The organism is Marinilabilia sp. (genome assembly GCF_016278715.1).
GTDB lineage: Bacteria > Bacteroidota > Bacteroidia > Bacteroidales > Marinilabiliaceae > Marinilabilia.
The window spans coordinates 1-16193 of the sequence record NZ_JADQBH010000300.1; the positions used below are offsets into that span (position 1 = coordinate 1).

Genomic DNA, 16193 nt, shown 5'->3' on the forward strand with positions numbered 1-16193 from the left:
CTGATTGAGGAATACAATATTCCTTCAGGATTGACCTCGTATGAGGCGGAGGTAGATATTCTTGTTCCCGAAGATGCGGATACCGGAGACTATCATTTTATGGTAAGACTAACAGATGCCGCGGGATGGCAGACACTGAAGGGGATTGCCATTAAGATACTCCCAAGGGAATAGAGAGCAATATTGCTGAATTACTTTTACTATTAGCACCGGCTGGATGTTTCCGTCCGGTGCTTTTACATTCTATAGAGCCATTACTCCTTCGAGGGCAGTAACGTTTTGAGTAATGATAATCACATCGTCCGGATGACTCATCATTGCCCTGCAGGTGACTGAAACATGCCGGAGACTTTTGGTGTGCTTAAAAGAGATGTCGCTTTCCTCCGGAAGCATGGAAACCACTTTGTCCACTTTCCCGTGTTGATTGGGCACAATAAATTTAAACATATAAAGTTGGGGCCATTCTTCCTCTTTCCCTAAAGCCTTTCGCAAATTTCGGTAGTCTTTCATTGCCATAATAACTCACTTTGACTGCAAAGATATCATTGGTATTTTGATATTTTTCGTTAAATTTAAGAAAATCGATTCGTTTAAATAATTCCTGCTCCAGAGGAATTCACGAATTGTCTGTTTTGAGTATTCGGGTCATTAGTAAAACCGTTTTGTGCCGAAAAGGTTGCCACTTCATGGGGCTTGGAATACTTCTTTGCTAATAATCAGGAATGGGAATTCTTCCTGTAAAAAATACAACTTTATGAAGGAAAATAATCTGTGGAAAGTAATTTACGAAGATTATATTCCCGATCACGAACCACTTCGGGAAGCCTTGTTTACTTTGGGAAATGGTTATGTGGCCACACGTGCTGCCGCCGAGGAATGCGCTGCGGGTGATGTGCATTATCCCGGAACATATTTGGCGGGTGGCTACAATCGTGCCCGCTCTGAAGTTTCAGGACGTATTGTGGAAAATGAAGATTTGGTCAACTGGCCCAACTGGCTGCCACTTTCTTTCAGGCATGATGATGGGAGCTGGTTTAAAATTGATGATGTAGAGCTTTTATATTATCGTCAGGAACTGGATATGCATGGGGGAGTTATGACGCGGAGCATGAAATTCCGGGAAAAGGACGGTAAAGAATCGACACTGATTGCCCGTCGCTTTGTGAATATGAAAAAACGCCACCTGGCTGGTATTGAGTGGACGCTGACTCCGGAAAACTGGTCAGGAAAAATTCAGATTCGTTCTGCCCTTGATGGGACCGTGATAAATAGGGGGGTTCCCCGGTACCGGGATTTAACATCTGTCCATTTGCAACCGTTGGAAATTGGTCAGTTTGAGGATGATACTGTTTATTTGCGCGTTCAGGCCAACCAGTCTAAAACCAGAATGGTTCAGGCTGCACGCACACGAATTTATAAAAATGGTGAAGCGGTTTCCGTGGAGAGTGATTTTTTTAAAAAAGTGGGGTATGTGGCCAATATTTTTACGCTGGAATGTGAGGAGAAAAGGCCTCTAACCATAGAAAAGATTGTTGCTGTTTTTTCTTCACGCGATCGGGCAATTACTGAACCCGTGCTGGAAGCCCGTGATGCCTTATCGGAAGCCGGACGTTTTTCGGAACTGCTGAAAGTGCATTCACAAGCCTGGGCAGAGTTGTGGTATCGTTGCGATATTGATATTAAAGACCGCGACCAGACACAAATGATTCTGCGTCTCCATATATTTCATATTCTTCAAACGGCTTCAATCAATACAATCGGACTGGATGTGGGAGTTCCTGCACGGGGCTGGCACGGGGAAGCTTACCGTGGTCATATCTTTTGGGATGAACTGTTCGTTTTTCCATTCCTTAATTATCAATTGCCCGAACTTGCCCGTTCCTTGTTAATGTACCGTTTTCATCGGTTGCCGGCCGCACGCAGGGCTGCAAAAACTGCGGGCTATAAAGGCGCTATGTTTCCCTGGCAGAGTGGAAGTAACGGAAGGGAGGAGAGCCAGGTGGTTCACCTGAATCCCCAGTCCGGGAAATGGGACCCCGATAATACATATCTCCAGCGCCATGTGGGAGTGGCCATTGCCTATAATATCTATCAGTATTATGAGGCCACACGGGATATCGAGTTTTTAATGGCCTATGGGGCCGAGATGATGTTTGAAATCGCCCGCTTCTGGTCGAGCATTGCTGTATTTAACGATGAACGAGGAAGGTTTGAGATTCATGGTGTTGTGGGGCCGGATGAATTTCATACAGAATATCCCGATTCAGAGATATCCGGATTGAATAATAATGCCTACACCAATGTGATGGCTGTTTGGGTTCTGCGTACAGCGCTTGATTTTGTGGATTTGCTTTCGGACACCCGGAAACGAGAGTTGTTTACCAATCTGAAAATCGACGATGATGAAATTGAAAGGTGGCAGCAGATTAGTCGGAAAATGTATGTGCCGTTTATGGAGAATGGCATTATCAGTCAGTTTGAGGGTTATGATAGCTTGAAAGAGCTTGATTTTGAGCACTACAAAGAGAAGTATGGTGATATTCAACGTTTGGATCGAATTCTGAAAGCTGAGGGTGACAGTCCCAATCGATATAAGGTGAGCAAACAGGCGGATGTATTGATGCTTTTTTATCTTTTATCGGCTGATGAAATGGAGGCGTTGTTCCGTCGTATGGGTTATCATTTTGACCGCAGCACCATTCCGGAAACGGTAAAATATTACATTGACCGCAGTTCCCATGGCTCAACCCTGAGCAGATTGGTGTTTTCCTGGGTGTTTTCACGCACCGACAGAGAAGAATCTTATCAGGTTTTTAAAGAATCCCTGAAGAGCGATTTTGAAGACATACAGGGAGGAACAACGGCCGAGGGGATTCATCTTGGCGCCATGGCGGGCACAGTGGATATGATTCAGCGCTGCTACACCGGATTGGAAATCAGAGGGGGGATTCTTTGGTTGAATCCCCGGTTGCCAAAAGAAATTAAAGGCTTTAATATGCGTATTCGTTACCGGGGGCATTGGATTTGGCTGCATTTTACCCAGCGGCGAGTTGAGGTTTCGTTTGAGTCAGGACGGTCACCTCAGATTCAGATTGGATTCATTGATAAGGTTTATGAGTTGGGAGAGGGGGATTGCAAGGAGTTTTTGCTGTAAATTCGTGTTTGGTTGTGCGATAAATGTTTGGTTTTTTTATATTAATCTTATGAAGCAAGTTGGATTTTGGAAAGTTGAAATTTTACATGAAATATGTGATTAGGTGCATTTATAGAACGTTAAAGCCAAGCAAAACGAATTAATGCACTCCTTGTTGAACAAATTTTAAATAATTTGTTGATTTGGTAGTGCATTTTGTATCTTTGAAAAAATAGATTACAAGGATATGAGAATACTATATCAGAAATTTGAAACTCTTTTGCAAAATACGACAACGGACTTTAAGCGTTATTTATACGAACAGGTCTCTTGGGAAAGCCGTATGGTCGGAATAATTGGCGCTCGTGGTGTTGGAAAAACAACGATGATTTTGCAACATATCAAAGAAAATCTAAACACCAGGAAAGCTCTCTATGTTTCAGCTGACGATATTTATTTTGGCGAAAATAAGCTCATTGATTTAGCAGACGATTTTTATAAGAATGCCGGAGAATACTTATTTATTGATGAGATTCACAAATACACAGATTGGTCTCGCGAATTAAAGAATATTTACGATTCATTCCCTACCTTAAAAATTGTATTCACAGGGTCATCAGTCCTAGACATACTTAAAGGTTCTTCAGATTTAAGTCGTCGTGCAATAATTTATAAGCTTCAAGGTCTTTCATTCCGGGAATACTTGAAATTCTTTCACAATTACGATGTAGCTGTTTATTCTCTAAGACAAATAATTGATAATGAGGTAAAACTTCCAGACTTAAAGCACCCACTCCCATTATTTAATGATTATCTTACTTACGGTTATTATCCCTTCGGTATTGAGAGTGAAATGAATATAAGATTAGGACAAATTATTATCCAAACATTGGAAACAGACATTCCTCAATATGCCAATTTAAATGTAGGAACTGGTCACAAATTAAAAAGATTATTGTCAATTATCGCTGAGAGTGTGCCTTTTAAACCTAATTTTTCTAAAATAGCTGAAATAATTAATGTGAGTCGGAATTCTTTAGACGATTATTTTTCATACATGGAAAAAGCAGGACTTATAGCCCAGTTAAGAAATGAAACAAGTGGTATTCGCGGATTAGGAAAAGTGGATAAAGTATATTTAGATAACACAAATATCATCTTTAATCTTGTAGGAGATAAATCCAACGTAGGAAATTTAAGGGAAACCTTTTTCTTCAATCAAATGCGAGTAAAAAATGAAGTGGTCTCTTCCAAAAATGCAGATTTTGTTGTTGATGGCTACACGTTTGAGGTGGGTGGAAAAAATAAGAAACAAAGCCAGATAGAAAATGACGGAAAATCATTTGTGGTAAAAGATGATATTGAATTTGGATACCTAAATGTACTCCCTCTTTGGGCTTTTGGACTAAATTATTAAGAAAAAAATGAAAATTCCAGGCGTTAACAAAGCTATGATACGCCAGCCATTGCATTCAAAGCGTATTGAGAGTTTGTACCTGAATGGGAAATGGGTTGATGATGTTGTTTATGCAATTCTTGAAAGAGAGTGGAGGCAAAGGAGTATCTCTTTGCATTAGTGAAGATGTTTACCTGACAAAAATCTCCGGTGATATTGCTTAAAGACTTTTGGCCTTATTTGAAAAGTAATGATGAAACAAAATCGTTTTAGAGTTGGCTAGTCAATGTTTTCAGATGGTTATTGATACGTATGAATTTGTTCTTTCAGGGGAATGTCTTTCTTCTTTTTCGCAGCCGGTTGTAATCGATATAATAAAGGCACTTGATGGAAAATGTATTGGTTTGGGAATGAGACCAGATATTCCGGAAGTTCTTCCAATAGGCAGGTGTGGTATTGTCTTTTGATTCCAGTATGGCATTCTTCCATCCCAGAGAAATTTCAGAACCCGGAGCAAAGATCCATCTAACAATCAGGTCTATATTCAGGGCATTGAAATTATTATCGTGGTTTTCCGGATACTGGCTCTGGGGAATCAAGGACCCGTCTTTTGAGAGAAAATAGTACTCGTGGTTTGCAACAGCAGACCAGTAATGCCGTCCGCGTAAACGCATACTCAGAGCTTTGTTGAAAGCAAAAGCCATTTCGAGTTGGTTTTCGTACAGCCGAATGTTGCGCCTCGCAATGTAGATACTGTCTTCTGAATCGTTGCAATCGACATATCCGTAATTGTTTCTTTTAAGCGAGTATTCCAAATCATAGCTGATCTGAAGGTGTTGCCCTATTCGCCAGTCAAATCCGGTGGAGAGTATCTGCTCTGTTTCGTTGAAGCCGGGACGGAACCCTTGTTGGAAGTAAGTATAAATCTGAAAAGATTTACGGTTGTCAGAAAACATGCCAATGTTGAACCATCCACCACGGGGAAGAACCAGAAATCGATTCTTAATCCGGGCTTCGTAGTAGTCGTAATTTTTTGAAAACAGACCTCCATTTATTTCCAGTCCGTAATTGTTTTTAAAGAGGGAATAGGAATAAAAGCCCAATTCCTCTCCTACTCGCTCAAAAGGAGTCACCACCCGGTTCATTTGGTACCACATGTTGTAATGCCACTCGCGAAGAACCCAGAAAGGTTCGACAATATGATAGCTTAGCCAAAATTCAGAGTACATTTCGTTATTACGTCTGAGGTAGCCTAGATCATTGGGGTCAAAATCATCGGATATTATCCTTTGAATGGTTCCAAACTGTAGGCTGCCACTGTTTTTTGCCGCAGAGAGTTCGCCAAACCAACCGGTTTGTCGCTCTTCGTTTTTGCGGTAACTCATGCCTCCCTTGCCGCTTAATGCGTATGTTTTTCTTTTATCTCTGAACTGAAATTCCGTGGCAGTAACATTGGCCATAAAAGGGTGATTGGCCATGCTTACGTTGGTGTTTATGAAACTCAGGTAGGAATTGTTGTTGAGCGACTGATCAATTGTAGTGACATTGTAATTGGTGAATGGCTGAATCAGGATTTCCCGGGTATTGCCTGCGAGAGTATCTTCCAGGGTAGCATACGACTTAAGCGACATGGCATTTAATACCCCAACGGCCAGGCCCTTATCATTACGTCCTGAAACCTTGGTGGCGTTGGCCAGCTGAGTCTCTGATGGCCGTTCTTTTATGGTTTCATGCTCCCGGAGTGCATCATCCGCGTTGTCTGCAAATTTGGGGTTGCTGCCAATGCGTCGTGAGTAAAATATGTCTGCCCGTTGAAATAGTTCGATGCCTTCGTTAAAAAACTGGCGCTTTTCGTCGTAATAAGTTTCATAAGGAGAAAGGTTTAGTTGCTTGTCATCAGACTGTATTTGCCCAAAATCAGGAATCAGCATCATATCCAGGGTGTAGCTTTCACTTATGCCGTATTTTAAATCCAGTCCTGCTTTGTAGATGAAGTCCGGTTGGGCCGTGCTGTCCTTGTATTCCAGGTAGGTAGCCACATAGGGCGAAAACGAGAGGCGAACGGGTGGTTCAATATTCTCAATTCCGTTTAATTGTCCCTGTTGATGAATAAACCCGGCTATATTGCGGTCTATCGGACTCCAGGAGTTGTTGCTGTTGTATCGCCGGATGTTTCGAAACATATTGAGACCCCAGATATGGGCTGGCTTATTTGGAAATCTTACTGCCGAATAAGGAATACGCATTTCAACAATCCAGCCTTTGTCGGTGATTCGTGTATTGCTCTCCCATACTGCATCCCAGCTACCGTCCTCAATATCATTTTCTTTCTTGATTGCTTTGATATCCGTTTGGACGCCTGCCGGAGTTACAAAAAATCCAAAAGCAAGCTGACCTTCATTGTAGGGATCAAAATAAACTCCGAAATAATCAGACATGCCTATCCGGTCTCTTTCAGAAAGGAAATTGAATATGCTGTCGGGTGAGTTATCATGCAGCATAGCCCCCACATAAATGGCCGATTGATCGTAAAAGAACCAGACTTCTGATTTTTGAAATGAAGGCTCACCGTTGTGCGGTGCCAACTGCCGGAAATCGGTGGCAGGGGAGATTTGGTTGTAAAAGGGTTCATCCAGAACGGCATCAATGGTCAACGGTTCTGAAACAGACAAAGCTTCCACCTCTTTTGGGGCCTGGGCCCAAAGGGAGCTGGATATGAAGAGTAGAACCGGGATGAGTGGCAGACCTTTCATAAACGAGTTCGAGTGGTTGAATTGCTTTTAACCAGGCTGTTAAATTAGAAAAAAAAAGGATAAGTTAAGGTTTTTGGTAAGTATTCTGTTTTGATATAAAATATCTATATATTTGCATCTGTATATTCAAGAAAGAACTTATGCAGTTTAAGAAATTAGAATTAGAAGGGGAAAAAGGCATAAAAGGCCTTTTGAAATCGAAGCATTTTAAAACATCACTCATCAGTATTGCTTTGGGTGCTTCTGCCGGGTTTGGATACTATTACTTTACCGGAGGGCAATCGCTGGATACCATGACCTTCAACGAAATTGTTAAACATGTAGTATTGGGAGGATTCTTTGGTTTTTTTGTGACCAATAGTCCCTGTGCCAGAGGCAGATGTTGATTTCTTGTGGAATGACGGTTTTACTTTAATAGAATATTGATTATTAGAACCCAAAGGCTTATTTGCTTCAATCTCTTTTTATTATCAAATGTGGGTTTGAAGTTTTGTCCTTATTCCGGTTCTCCAAAAAGTCTCACTTTGTCGCCTTCGCCTTCTGCTTTGATGGCCCGAACGGTTTGAAAGGTGTTTTTTACCAGTCCATTGGCTTTGAGGCGGAAAGGAATGTAGTGGTCGCCGTACCCGGTAGCGAACCCGTTTTTGTCAATTTTTTCGATAAGTACCCGCTCTTTCCGGCCGATAAACTTCATGTAATAGTTTTTCTGATTCTCTTCTGACAGTTCTCTGGTAGCTGCCGAGCGTAAGGTTTTGATTTTTTCCGGCACTTGATTTTCCATCCGCTCTGCACGGGTTCCTTGGCGAACAGAGTATTTGAAGGTGTGGACATGACTAAACTGAAAGCGTTTTACGGCGTCCAGGCTTGCTTGGAAATCCTCATCGGTTTCACCGGGAAAGCCCACAATCATGTCGGTTGTAAAGTTAAAATCGGGGCGTACTTTTCTGAAGCGTTTGAGGATGGAAGCAAATTTTTTAAGGCTGTACATCCGGCGCATACGCAACAAAACGTTATCTGAGCCGCTTTGCAGGCAAAGATGCAGGTGGGGCGCCAGTTTTGGGTGTTTGAAGAGGTTGTAGAACCGTTCGCCAAAACCATCGGGCTCCAGCGATGAGATACGTACCCTGAAATCACCCGAAATATCAAGAATGGCTTCCACTACATCTTCAAAGGTTTTGTCTTCCCAACGGTATCGCCCGATGTTTACCCCGGTTATTACCAGCTCTCTGAATCCGTTGTTGAGGGTTTGTTTTACATTTTCCAGGATTTGAGGCAGGGGGCGACTGAGAGCCCGACCTCTCACCGTCGGAATAATGCAAAAGGTGCAGAAGTTATCGCATCCGTCCTGTATTTTTATGGCACTTCGTGTATGCAGGCTTTTGTCAACGGCACTATACCGGAATACATCCCCATTGGTGTCCGTCGGGTGAATGATTTCGCCTCTCAAGTGAGCGTCCACCAGGTCACGAATATTTCCTTTCCGGTTGTTTTCTACCACGTAAGTAATTTTCCGGTCACTTTCCAGTTGTTGCTTGTGGTTGTTGGCCATGCATCCGGTTACCACAACCACAGCTCCTTTGTTGTTTCGGGCTGCCTGATTGATGAGGTTACGTGATTTCTGGTCGCTCTGGTTGGTCACTGTACAGGTATTCACCACCACGATATCAGCTTTGTCTTTAAAATCGACAATCTGATACCCTGCCTGATCAAATTGTGTGGCGAGGGCATCGGTCTCATACTGGTTCAGGCGGCACCCTAAAGTTTTAAATGCCACTTTGCGACCGGCGCCGGGCGAAAGTGTTATTAATTGAGGATTATTTGCTGAGATGACAGAATCCATTTGTGATTTTATTAGTTGATTGTTGTATTACGGTGGCTTACACTTCCCTGGCGGTAAAAACTTCTGAAACCTCGCCGCTGAGCGACATGTCTGCTGCAGAGGTGATTTCTGCATCTACAATTTGACCCATCAGTTCGGGGGCATACCGATCGAGGCGTACAGTAATTTTGCCTTCGGTAAGTCCGTTGCTGAAGCCCGTTTTCCGGTCCTGCCCGTTGACCAGCACCCCCAGAGTTTTACCAATAAGGCCCTTGTTGTAAACACTGGTGTGTTGTTTCATGGTTTCCGATAGCTTGTGAAGTCGTTCTTTCTTGATTTCCTGATCCACATCATCGTCCCAACGATAGCTGGCAGCTCCCGGGCGTGGCGAATACATAGCGATAAAAGCCATGTTGAATCTGAATTCGTCAACAGCAGTCACTGTGTTTTGAAAGGCTTTTTCGTCCTCACCGGAAAATCCGACAATGATATCGGTAAAGAGTGTGGCCTGAGGAATCAGTTCACGAATGTCTTTCACGATCTGCCGGTATTTCTTCATCGAGTGCTTGCGGTTCATTTTTATCAGCACTTTATCGTCGCCACTTTGCATGGGCAGATGGATTTGTTTGGCCAGGCAGGGGTATTGTGCAATGACTTCAATGACTTCCCGGTTCATGTCCTGGGGATGCGGAGAAGTAAAATAGACCCAGAATTCTTTTCCGGAAGCGTTCCCTAATTCTCCTATTTCACGGAGTAGACCAGCAAAGGAGATTTCTGCTCCTTTTTTATCCAGTCCGTAAGAATTGACATTTTGCCCCAGCAAGGTGATAGACTTATACCCCTGATTAACAAGCGAACGAACTTCCTCAACGATTTCGGCTGACGAACGTGACACTTCCCGCCCACGGGTATAGGGAACTGCACAAAAAGTGCAGAACTTGTCACAGCCGTTCTGGATGGGAACAAATGCCTCAAAAGAAGAATGGTATTTGGGCTTGATGCCCCAGAGTCCAATAATGTTTTCATTTCGTGGTGTCCGGAGTTCCGGAAGACGGATTGATGCCTCGTTAACGATCCCATAATTGCGAATCATATCGGGCAACTGCGGTAATTCGCTCATGGCAAAAATGAGGTCGAACTGCTTCAGGAGTTTTTCCTTATCAGTGGGGAGAATGCAGCCCGATATAAAGGTGATGAGGTTACGTCTGTTTTTCCACCGATTCCATTGGGCTATTTTGTTATAGACCTTGTCGATGGGCTTCTGACGAACCGAGCAGGCCAGCATCCCCAGCAGGTTGGCTTCTTCTTCGTTGTCGGTTCGCTCGTAGCCCATTTTCTCCAGCACAGAACTTACACGCTCACTGTCGGCAATGTTCATCTGGCATCCCAGTGTTATCAGGTGGTATTTCATCTTTTTGATTTCCGTTGTTTATTACAATACTCTGTTAAACTTTCACAAACAGTTGATAATTAATCCATTACAAAACCAGGCATGCAGGGCACAACTCACTCATAATAAAAACTTTGCGTCATTGCGTCTCTGCGTTTAAGCTTTTTTTAACGGACTATTGTTATTAATGAGCGCAAAGATAATCAAAAAGGATAAACAGATAAATAAATCCTTTAATAGGAAGATCATCCTCCCTTTTGGCTTTAACAATCAAGAGTGGTCGGAGACCCTTATTTTTTTTGAATAGAGATTGCTTCGCTATGTTCGCAATGTTCCGTCATTTCCAACGTCGTGATGCAATCTCAATTTTTTAATCGGACACCAATGTTTTACAAGAGCCAATCATTTTAATTGATATCGTAGTGACGCAACCTGAGTTCATTTTTGGAATAACATTGAATAAAGGAGTATCAGATTTTATACAATAGTCTGGTTTTACAATTTACCTTATGAGGTTAATTTATTAACTTCGTGCAAGTGATAAAAACGGCTCCGTCCATGAGAAATACTTCCGAATATAAAAAATCCGAGAAACGATTCAGTTTTGTGCAGAGAGTTAGTTTTGGTCTTTTGGCTATAATCTTGTTTGTTTATGGACTTATTGCCGTCCGCAATTTTTTGTGGCCTATTGCCTTCGGTTTTTTGCTGTCCTATTTGTTTTTTCCGATAGTCAACTGGCTGGAGAAACGGAGGATTCCCAGAATCCTGGCTAATTTCATAGCGATTATTCTTGGTTTGGGTGTTTTATTTAGTGTGGGTTTATATGGGTATAGCAAGATTACTCCTATTGCCGGGGATTTACCTCAATTGGCCGAAAACGGTCTTCGTAATTTGGCAGATTCTCTTTCCGGAATCAGTGAAAAATTTGGTTTTGATAAGGAAGAAACCCGCAATTTGATTAAGGAGCAGGCAGGAAATCTATTGGCTTCGGGTGGACAGTATATTCAGGGTATTTTTAATGCCACCACCAGTACCATTGTCAGCTTCGGACTGTTGCCTGTTTATATATTTCTTTTCCTGTATTATCGTACAAAGTTTGCCTATTTCCTGATGATGATTTTCGGCAGGGAGAACCGGCCGGAAGTGGTTAATGTTTTGAGGGAAGTTTCCAGGGTTTTCGGGCGATATATGGCAGGTGTCATGGCGGTGGTTTTTATTTTGTGTATTCTTAATTCTACAGGTCTGATGATTGTAGGTATTCGTTACCCGATTGCTCTGGGAATCATTTCAGCGCTCTTCAATTTCATTCCTTATTTCGGCACCCTGCTGGGAGGTATTCTGCCATTTATGTTTGCTCTTTTGGGCCAGAACAATCCGACCATGGCTTTTCATGTGTTGATTCTTTTCATCATCATTCAGTTTATTGAAAACAATATTCTGACGCCCAATATAGTGGGCGGAAATGTTCGGGTAAATCCGTTTTTTATTATTACCGGTCTGGTGGCAGCCAGTCTTATCTGGGGGATTCCCGGCATGTTACTTATTGTTCCTTTCCTGGCCATTGCACGAATTGTTTTTTCTCATGTAGAGGCTATGAAGCCCTATGCGTTTTTGTTGGGCGACCAGGGAACTGCCAAACATTCTATCTCCATTAAAAATATCCGGAATAGGATGAGACACATTTTTAGAAAATAATTATATCACACTTTATTTATTTTCTTTTTTATTGGGCGATTACTTTCTTTGCACGTTGTTGTGAAGGATGTGAGACAATCTTTGAAAATTATCGGTCTCAACCTTAATCTTAAAATCTATGGCACAAAGGGAAAAACGACAAAAGAGTAAAGGCTCTGCAGGAAACAATCGGAAGTCAGGGGAGGATTTTCTGGAACAAAATGCTCACAAGCCCGGGGTGACAGAAACCGAAAGTGGTCTTCAATTTCTCATTGTTGAAGAGTTAGAAGGCGAAAAGCCGGACGAATGGAGTACCGTGGAGATTCATCAAAGGGCTCTATTGCTCAATGGTACCCTTTTGGAAGATACTTACCGGGCCAATCAGACATCCATAGTTCCCCTGAATGAATTGATTGAGGGATTGCAGGAAGGATTACAAATGATGTCAGTGGGCAGTCGGTTCAAATTCTGGGTTCCGTCGGAGTTGGCATGGGGCCGTAAAGGAACCGGAAATAAGATTCCTCCCAATGCCGTTTTGTATTTTGATATACGGTTGGTGGGTATTTCTTAGTCACTTCCCGAATTATTCCTAAATTTGCAGCCGAATTTAAACAATGCATCGACAATGGCTCAGAAACCATCAATACCTAAAGGAACACGCGATTTTACGCCCGACGAAATGGTGCGGCGCAACTATATCTTCGATTCAATAAAGGAAGTTTTTCAGCGGTATGGCTATATGCCCATCGAAACACCGGCCATGGAAAACCTTGATACGCTCCTGGGAAAATATGGCGACGAAGGGGATAAATTACTTTTTAAAATCCTCAATTCGGGAGATTTTCTGAATAAGGCTGATGATGGCTTGCTGGCTCAAAAGGATTCGAACCGGCTAACCGGGCAGATTAGTGAAAAGGGATTGCGTTACGATCTTACCGTGCCCTTTGCGCGTTTTGTGGTGCAGCATCAGAATGAGCTTTCTTTCCCCTTTAAACGTTACCAGATTCAGCCGGTTTGGCGGGCCGACCGTCCCCAGAAAGGACGTTACCGTGAGTTTTTCCAATGCGATGTGGATGTGATAGGCAGTGATAGCCTTTTTAATGAGGTGGAGTTGATCCAGATTGTGGATGAGGTGTTCCGAAACCTGGGGATTCGTGTGGTTATCAAACTCAACAACCGAAAAGTACTGGCGGGCATTGCCGAAATTATCGGCGAGGCCTCGCGTTTGACAGACATCACCGTGGCCATCGATAAACTGGAAAAAATAGGTCTGGAGAAGGTAAATGTCGAATTGTCCGAAAAGGGTTTGACTGATGATGCGATTGCGAAACTTCAGCCCATCCTTTCACTCAGCGGTTCCAACAGCGGGAAACTCGACCAGCTGGCCCACATTTTTGCTTCGTCGGAGTTGGGAACAAAAGGGGTGGAAGAGCTCCGGGAAGTGCTAACCATTGTGGAGAGTCTTGATGTGGAAACAGGTGTGGAGCTCGATCTCACCCTGGCACGTGGACTCAACTATTATACCGGAGCCATTTTTGAGGTAAAAGCGCTCGATATGCAGATTGGCAGCATTACCGGTGGTGGACGCTATGATGACCTGACCGGGATTTTTGGTCTTAAAAATGTTTCCGGAGTGGGAATCTCCTTTGGTGCAGACCGTATTTTTGATGTGATGAACCAGCTGGAGCTTTATCCTCCTGAAGTCACCACTACTACACAGCTGATGTTTGTGAATTTTGGACCAAAAGAAGGGGCACATTGCCTGAAAATTGCTTCTCAGCTTCGTAAAGAAGGACTGAAAGTGGAAGTTTACCCCGACAGTGCCAAAATGAAAAAGCAGATGACTTACGCCAATAAGAAGAACATCGCTTTCGTCGCATTGGTAGGCGAAGAAGAGATGAATGCTGGAACTGTTACACTCAAGAATATGGAATCGGGTGAGCAAAGTGCCATGAAAGTTGAAGATATCATCAGGACTTTTACAGAGTAGCAAACTCCGGTTCAGCACAAATATAAAAAACGATTTTAAAAGGGCGCGGCCGTTGGTTCGCGCCCTTTTCTTTCCCCTGCAATGACAGTTTTCTGCGGGTGGTGAAACAGAACAGCCTCTGATAACCAGTGTTTTGATGAATCAGAATTGGTTCTACTTCCATTTGCGCGTGGCGCAGCCCCCTCCAACCTTCAAAATCCTGCAACGTCCCGTTCATTGCGAGTGGCTACCTCAAAAATTTTGAGGCATAATGTATTTATGACAGAATTGGCTCTTCCCCGCTGGGGCAAACTAGAATAACCCCGCGATTTTATTAGGTCGGGGTAAGCTTTGATTTTTGCCAGTTACAAAAATCTTCCATGCGGGCTCAGTAAAGCAATCTCAATTGTTTACCTGGATACCTGTGTTTTGAGATGATGAGTTCCCTGGAAGGAGTCTGTCTTTTTGGAAATAAAAACCAAAAAGCTGGTTTTACAGTGCACCAATACTTAAAACCCAAATGATTGCTCTATTTCGGATACTGTTGATTGTTTTTTTCTATATTTAACTTACAAAGTCAACAAATTATTTAATTCAACATAAACCTGTTTGAAAAACATGTCCGCTTCGGATGGGCCTTACTTTTTTTTCCTGTAAGAATGGGAGTAAAAGTGAAATAGTGCTTTACTGATAATTTTTGTCATGCATTGTAAATTACGGCAGTATAACTAATAAAAAACAAGATGAATGATTTTCTTATAGCAATAATAATCGGACTTGCAGCTGGATTGATAGATGTAACTCCAATGATAATCATGAAACTTGAGAAAAAAGCTAATATTTCTGCTTTCATACATTATTTCGTGCTTGGATTAATAATTCCATTTGTAAATTGGGGAATAGAATTTTGGATAAAAGGGATGGTTATTGCTTTTATCACAGCCATTCCGATTATGATAATTGTATACCCGAAAGACAAAAAAGCGATAATCCCAATGATTGTTTTTTCATTGATACTTGGTGCAGGAATTGGCATAGCAGGAGCAAAATTTATAGGATAAATGAGTGAATTGATAAGTGATATTAAAAACGGACGAATTCTCAAAAAGAATGGAAGCTGGATGTACTGTGATAAATGTAATAAGACTGTTGGATATTTATGTTATTCAACTTATCAGGATTTTCAGTTTGATTTCGTATGCAAATGTGGAAATAAAGGTTCATTCAGATTGTCTTATAAAGCAGCCGAAAAAATTCTGCAATCAAACAAGGAGCTAAAATTAAATAAAAACAGACTTTGCTGTTCAAATGACAATTCTCCTTTGTTTACTATTGTGGATAAAAACATTGAGAAAGTAAATTACTCGATAATATGTAAAAAATGCCTGACACATTATGATAGCAAATCTTAAATATCAAGGACTTATTGCCCCTTGTGGTATGAATTGTGGTCTTTGTATTGGCCATCTTCGGGAAAAGAGACCATGCGGAGGGTGTTTTAAAAAGGATGATGAGAATAAACCAAAGGTATGTAGAAGTTGTGTAATTGTTAATTGTGATTTATTGTCAGAAACCAAATCAGGATTTTGTTTTGACTGTGAGAAATATCCATGTACCAGATTAAAAAATCTTGATAAAAGGTATCGGACAAATTACGGGATGAGCATGATTGAAAACCTGGCATTTATTAAAAATCAGGGACTCGAAAAATTTGTGAAAAATGAGGAAGAAAAATGGAAATGTAAGACATGTGGTTCGGGGTTGAGCGTTCATCGGGGGTTTTGTCTAAATTGTAAAACTGAAACCGGATTAAAAACTTGCATAAAAGGATAACATGAGTTTGTTTCAAAAATCCGTAGAGAAAAAATATTTAAACAAGTATGATACTGTTCTGCTTGACAAAATATACAAGTTGTTTTAAGACTGTTTTGTAGATCCTTTAACTCAGGAGTATATCAGAAATTCAAAAGAGGAGCAATTTCAGGAAGGATTTTTACGGGGACTTTTCGTTTCAATTTTTTGTGAACGCTCAACCCGCATCCTAATTTCCTTATGCCAT

The 16193-nt window shown here is 41.9% G+C and carries 14 protein-coding genes; 10 read left to right on the forward strand and 4 right to left on the reverse strand.

Annotated elements, in window-relative coordinates:
- The first annotated feature begins 18 nt into the window (after positions 1 to 18).
- Complete coding sequence (locus tag QZZ43_RS18230; RefSeq protein WP_291862275.1) at positions 19 to 174, forward strand: DUF4625 domain-containing protein; 156 nt, start codon at positions 19 to 21, stop codon at positions 172 to 174.
- A 69-nt stretch (positions 175 to 243) separates the two neighbouring features.
- Here the strand turns inward: QZZ43_RS18230 and QZZ43_RS18235 are convergent, their stop codons facing one another.
- Positions 244 to 516, reverse strand: coding sequence for a hypothetical protein (locus QZZ43_RS18235; protein WP_291862252.1), 273 nt, complete (start codon positions 514 to 516; stop codon positions 244 to 246).
- A 238-nt stretch (positions 517 to 754) separates the two neighbouring features.
- Here QZZ43_RS18235 and QZZ43_RS18240 point away from each other — a divergent pair, with 238 nt between their 5' ends.
- From QZZ43_RS18240 to QZZ43_RS18250, 3 genes are all read left to right on the forward strand, one after another.
- Positions 755 to 3154 carry a glycoside hydrolase family 65 protein gene (locus QZZ43_RS18240; protein ID WP_291862253.1) on the forward strand — a complete coding sequence of 800 codons (2400 nt, stop codon included), beginning with the start codon at positions 755 to 757 and terminating at the stop codon, positions 3152 to 3154.
- A 226-nt stretch (positions 3155 to 3380) separates the two neighbouring features.
- The gene (locus tag QZZ43_RS18245; protein ID WP_291862255.1) at positions 3381 to 4550 is read left to right on the forward strand and encodes an AAA family ATPase; all 1170 of its coding nucleotides are present in this window, start codon (positions 3381 to 3383) and stop codon (positions 4548 to 4550) included.
- A gap of 7 nt (positions 4551 to 4557) precedes the next feature.
- Positions 4558 to 4710, forward strand: coding sequence for a hypothetical protein (locus QZZ43_RS18250; protein ID WP_291862257.1), 153 nt, complete (start codon positions 4558 to 4560; stop codon positions 4708 to 4710).
- A gap of 145 nt (positions 4711 to 4855) precedes the next feature.
- On the opposite strand, the gene QZZ43_RS18255 is transcribed toward QZZ43_RS18250, so the two are convergent.
- Positions 4856 to 7282 (reverse strand): DUF5916 domain-containing protein, encoded by a 2427-nt coding sequence (locus QZZ43_RS18255; RefSeq protein ID WP_291862259.1) that lies wholly within the window; start codon positions 7280 to 7282, stop codon positions 4856 to 4858.
- 140 nt (positions 7283 to 7422) lie between these two features.
- Between QZZ43_RS18255 and QZZ43_RS18260 the strand changes: the two genes are divergently transcribed.
- Positions 7423 to 7668 (forward strand): hypothetical protein, encoded by a 246-nt coding sequence (locus QZZ43_RS18260; protein WP_291862261.1) that lies wholly within the window; start codon positions 7423 to 7425, stop codon positions 7666 to 7668.
- 110 nt (positions 7669 to 7778) lie between these two features.
- Here the strand turns inward: QZZ43_RS18260 and mtaB are convergent, their stop codons facing one another.
- Positions 7779 to 9122, reverse strand: a complete 1344-nt coding sequence (gene mtaB, locus QZZ43_RS18265) for a tRNA (N(6)-L-threonylcarbamoyladenosine(37)-C(2))-methylthiotransferase MtaB (protein ID WP_291862263.1) — start codon at positions 9120 to 9122, stop codon at positions 7779 to 7781.
- 37 nt (positions 9123 to 9159) lie between these two features.
- The gene (gene miaB / locus QZZ43_RS18270; protein ID WP_291862264.1) at positions 9160 to 10512 is read right to left on the reverse strand and encodes a tRNA (N6-isopentenyl adenosine(37)-C2)-methylthiotransferase MiaB; all 1353 of its coding nucleotides are present in this window, start codon (positions 10510 to 10512) and stop codon (positions 9160 to 9162) included.
- A gap of 537 nt (positions 10513 to 11049) precedes the next feature.
- Between miaB and QZZ43_RS18275 the strand changes: the two genes are divergently transcribed.
- From QZZ43_RS18275 to QZZ43_RS18295, 5 genes are all read left to right on the forward strand, one after another.
- Positions 11050 to 12186, forward strand: coding sequence for an AI-2E family transporter (locus QZZ43_RS18275; RefSeq protein ID WP_291862266.1), 1137 nt, complete (start codon positions 11050 to 11052; stop codon positions 12184 to 12186).
- A gap of 118 nt (positions 12187 to 12304) precedes the next feature.
- A complete protein-coding gene (locus QZZ43_RS18280) occupies positions 12305 to 12736 on the forward strand; it encodes an FKBP-type peptidyl-prolyl cis-trans isomerase (protein WP_291862268.1) in 432 nt (143 codons plus the stop codon).
- A 54-nt stretch (positions 12737 to 12790) separates the two neighbouring features.
- Positions 12791 to 14155 (forward strand): histidine--tRNA ligase, encoded by a 1365-nt coding sequence (hisS, locus tag QZZ43_RS18285; protein ID WP_291862269.1) that lies wholly within the window; start codon positions 12791 to 12793, stop codon positions 14153 to 14155.
- A gap of 722 nt (positions 14156 to 14877) precedes the next feature.
- The gene (locus QZZ43_RS18290) at positions 14878 to 15195 is read left to right on the forward strand and encodes a hypothetical protein (protein WP_291862271.1); all 318 of its coding nucleotides are present in this window, start codon (positions 14878 to 14880) and stop codon (positions 15193 to 15195) included.
- Positions 15196 to 15529: 334 nt separating this feature from the next.
- The gene (locus QZZ43_RS18295; protein WP_291862273.1) at positions 15530 to 15967 is read left to right on the forward strand and encodes a DUF3795 domain-containing protein; all 438 of its coding nucleotides are present in this window, start codon (positions 15530 to 15532) and stop codon (positions 15965 to 15967) included.
- Positions 15968 to 16193 lie beyond the last annotated feature (226 nt).

Bases quoted from the DNA above. Each gene is read 5' to 3' on its own strand.
- QZZ43_RS18240 (WP_291862253.1), top strand. From the start codon at position 755: ATGAAGGAAAATAATCTGTGGAAAGTAATTTACGAAGATTATATTCCC.
- miaB (WP_291862264.1), bottom strand. From the start codon at position 10,512: ATGAAATACCACCTGATAACACTGGGATGCCAGATGAACATTGCCGAC.
- QZZ43_RS18260 (WP_291862261.1), top strand. From the start codon at position 7,423: ATGCAGTTTAAGAAATTAGAATTAGAAGGGGAAAAAGGCATAAAAGGC.
- QZZ43_RS18275 (WP_291862266.1), top strand. From the start codon at position 11,050: ATGAGAAATACTTCCGAATATAAAAAATCCGAGAAACGATTCAGTTTT.
- mtaB (WP_291862263.1), bottom strand. From the start codon at position 9,122: ATGGATTCTGTCATCTCAGCAAATAATCCTCAATTAATAACACTTTCG.
- QZZ43_RS18245 (WP_291862255.1), top strand. From the start codon at position 3,381: ATGAGAATACTATATCAGAAATTTGAAACTCTTTTGCAAAATACGACA.
- QZZ43_RS18255 (WP_291862259.1), bottom strand. From the start codon at position 7,282: ATGAAAGGTCTGCCACTCATCCCGGTTCTACTCTTCATATCCAGCTCC.
- QZZ43_RS18295 (WP_291862273.1), top strand. From the start codon at position 15,530: ATGATAGCAAATCTTAAATATCAAGGACTTATTGCCCCTTGTGGTATG.
- QZZ43_RS18250 (WP_291862257.1), top strand. From the start codon at position 4,558: ATGAAAATTCCAGGCGTTAACAAAGCTATGATACGCCAGCCATTGCAT.
- QZZ43_RS18235 (WP_291862252.1), bottom strand. From the start codon at position 516: ATGGCAATGAAAGACTACCGAAATTTGCGAAAGGCTTTAGGGAAAGAG.
- QZZ43_RS18280 (WP_291862268.1), top strand. From the start codon at position 12,305: ATGGCACAAAGGGAAAAACGACAAAAGAGTAAAGGCTCTGCAGGAAAC.
- hisS (WP_291862269.1), top strand. From the start codon at position 12,791: ATGGCTCAGAAACCATCAATACCTAAAGGAACACGCGATTTTACGCCC.
- QZZ43_RS18290 (WP_291862271.1), top strand. From the start codon at position 14,878: ATGAATGATTTTCTTATAGCAATAATAATCGGACTTGCAGCTGGATTG.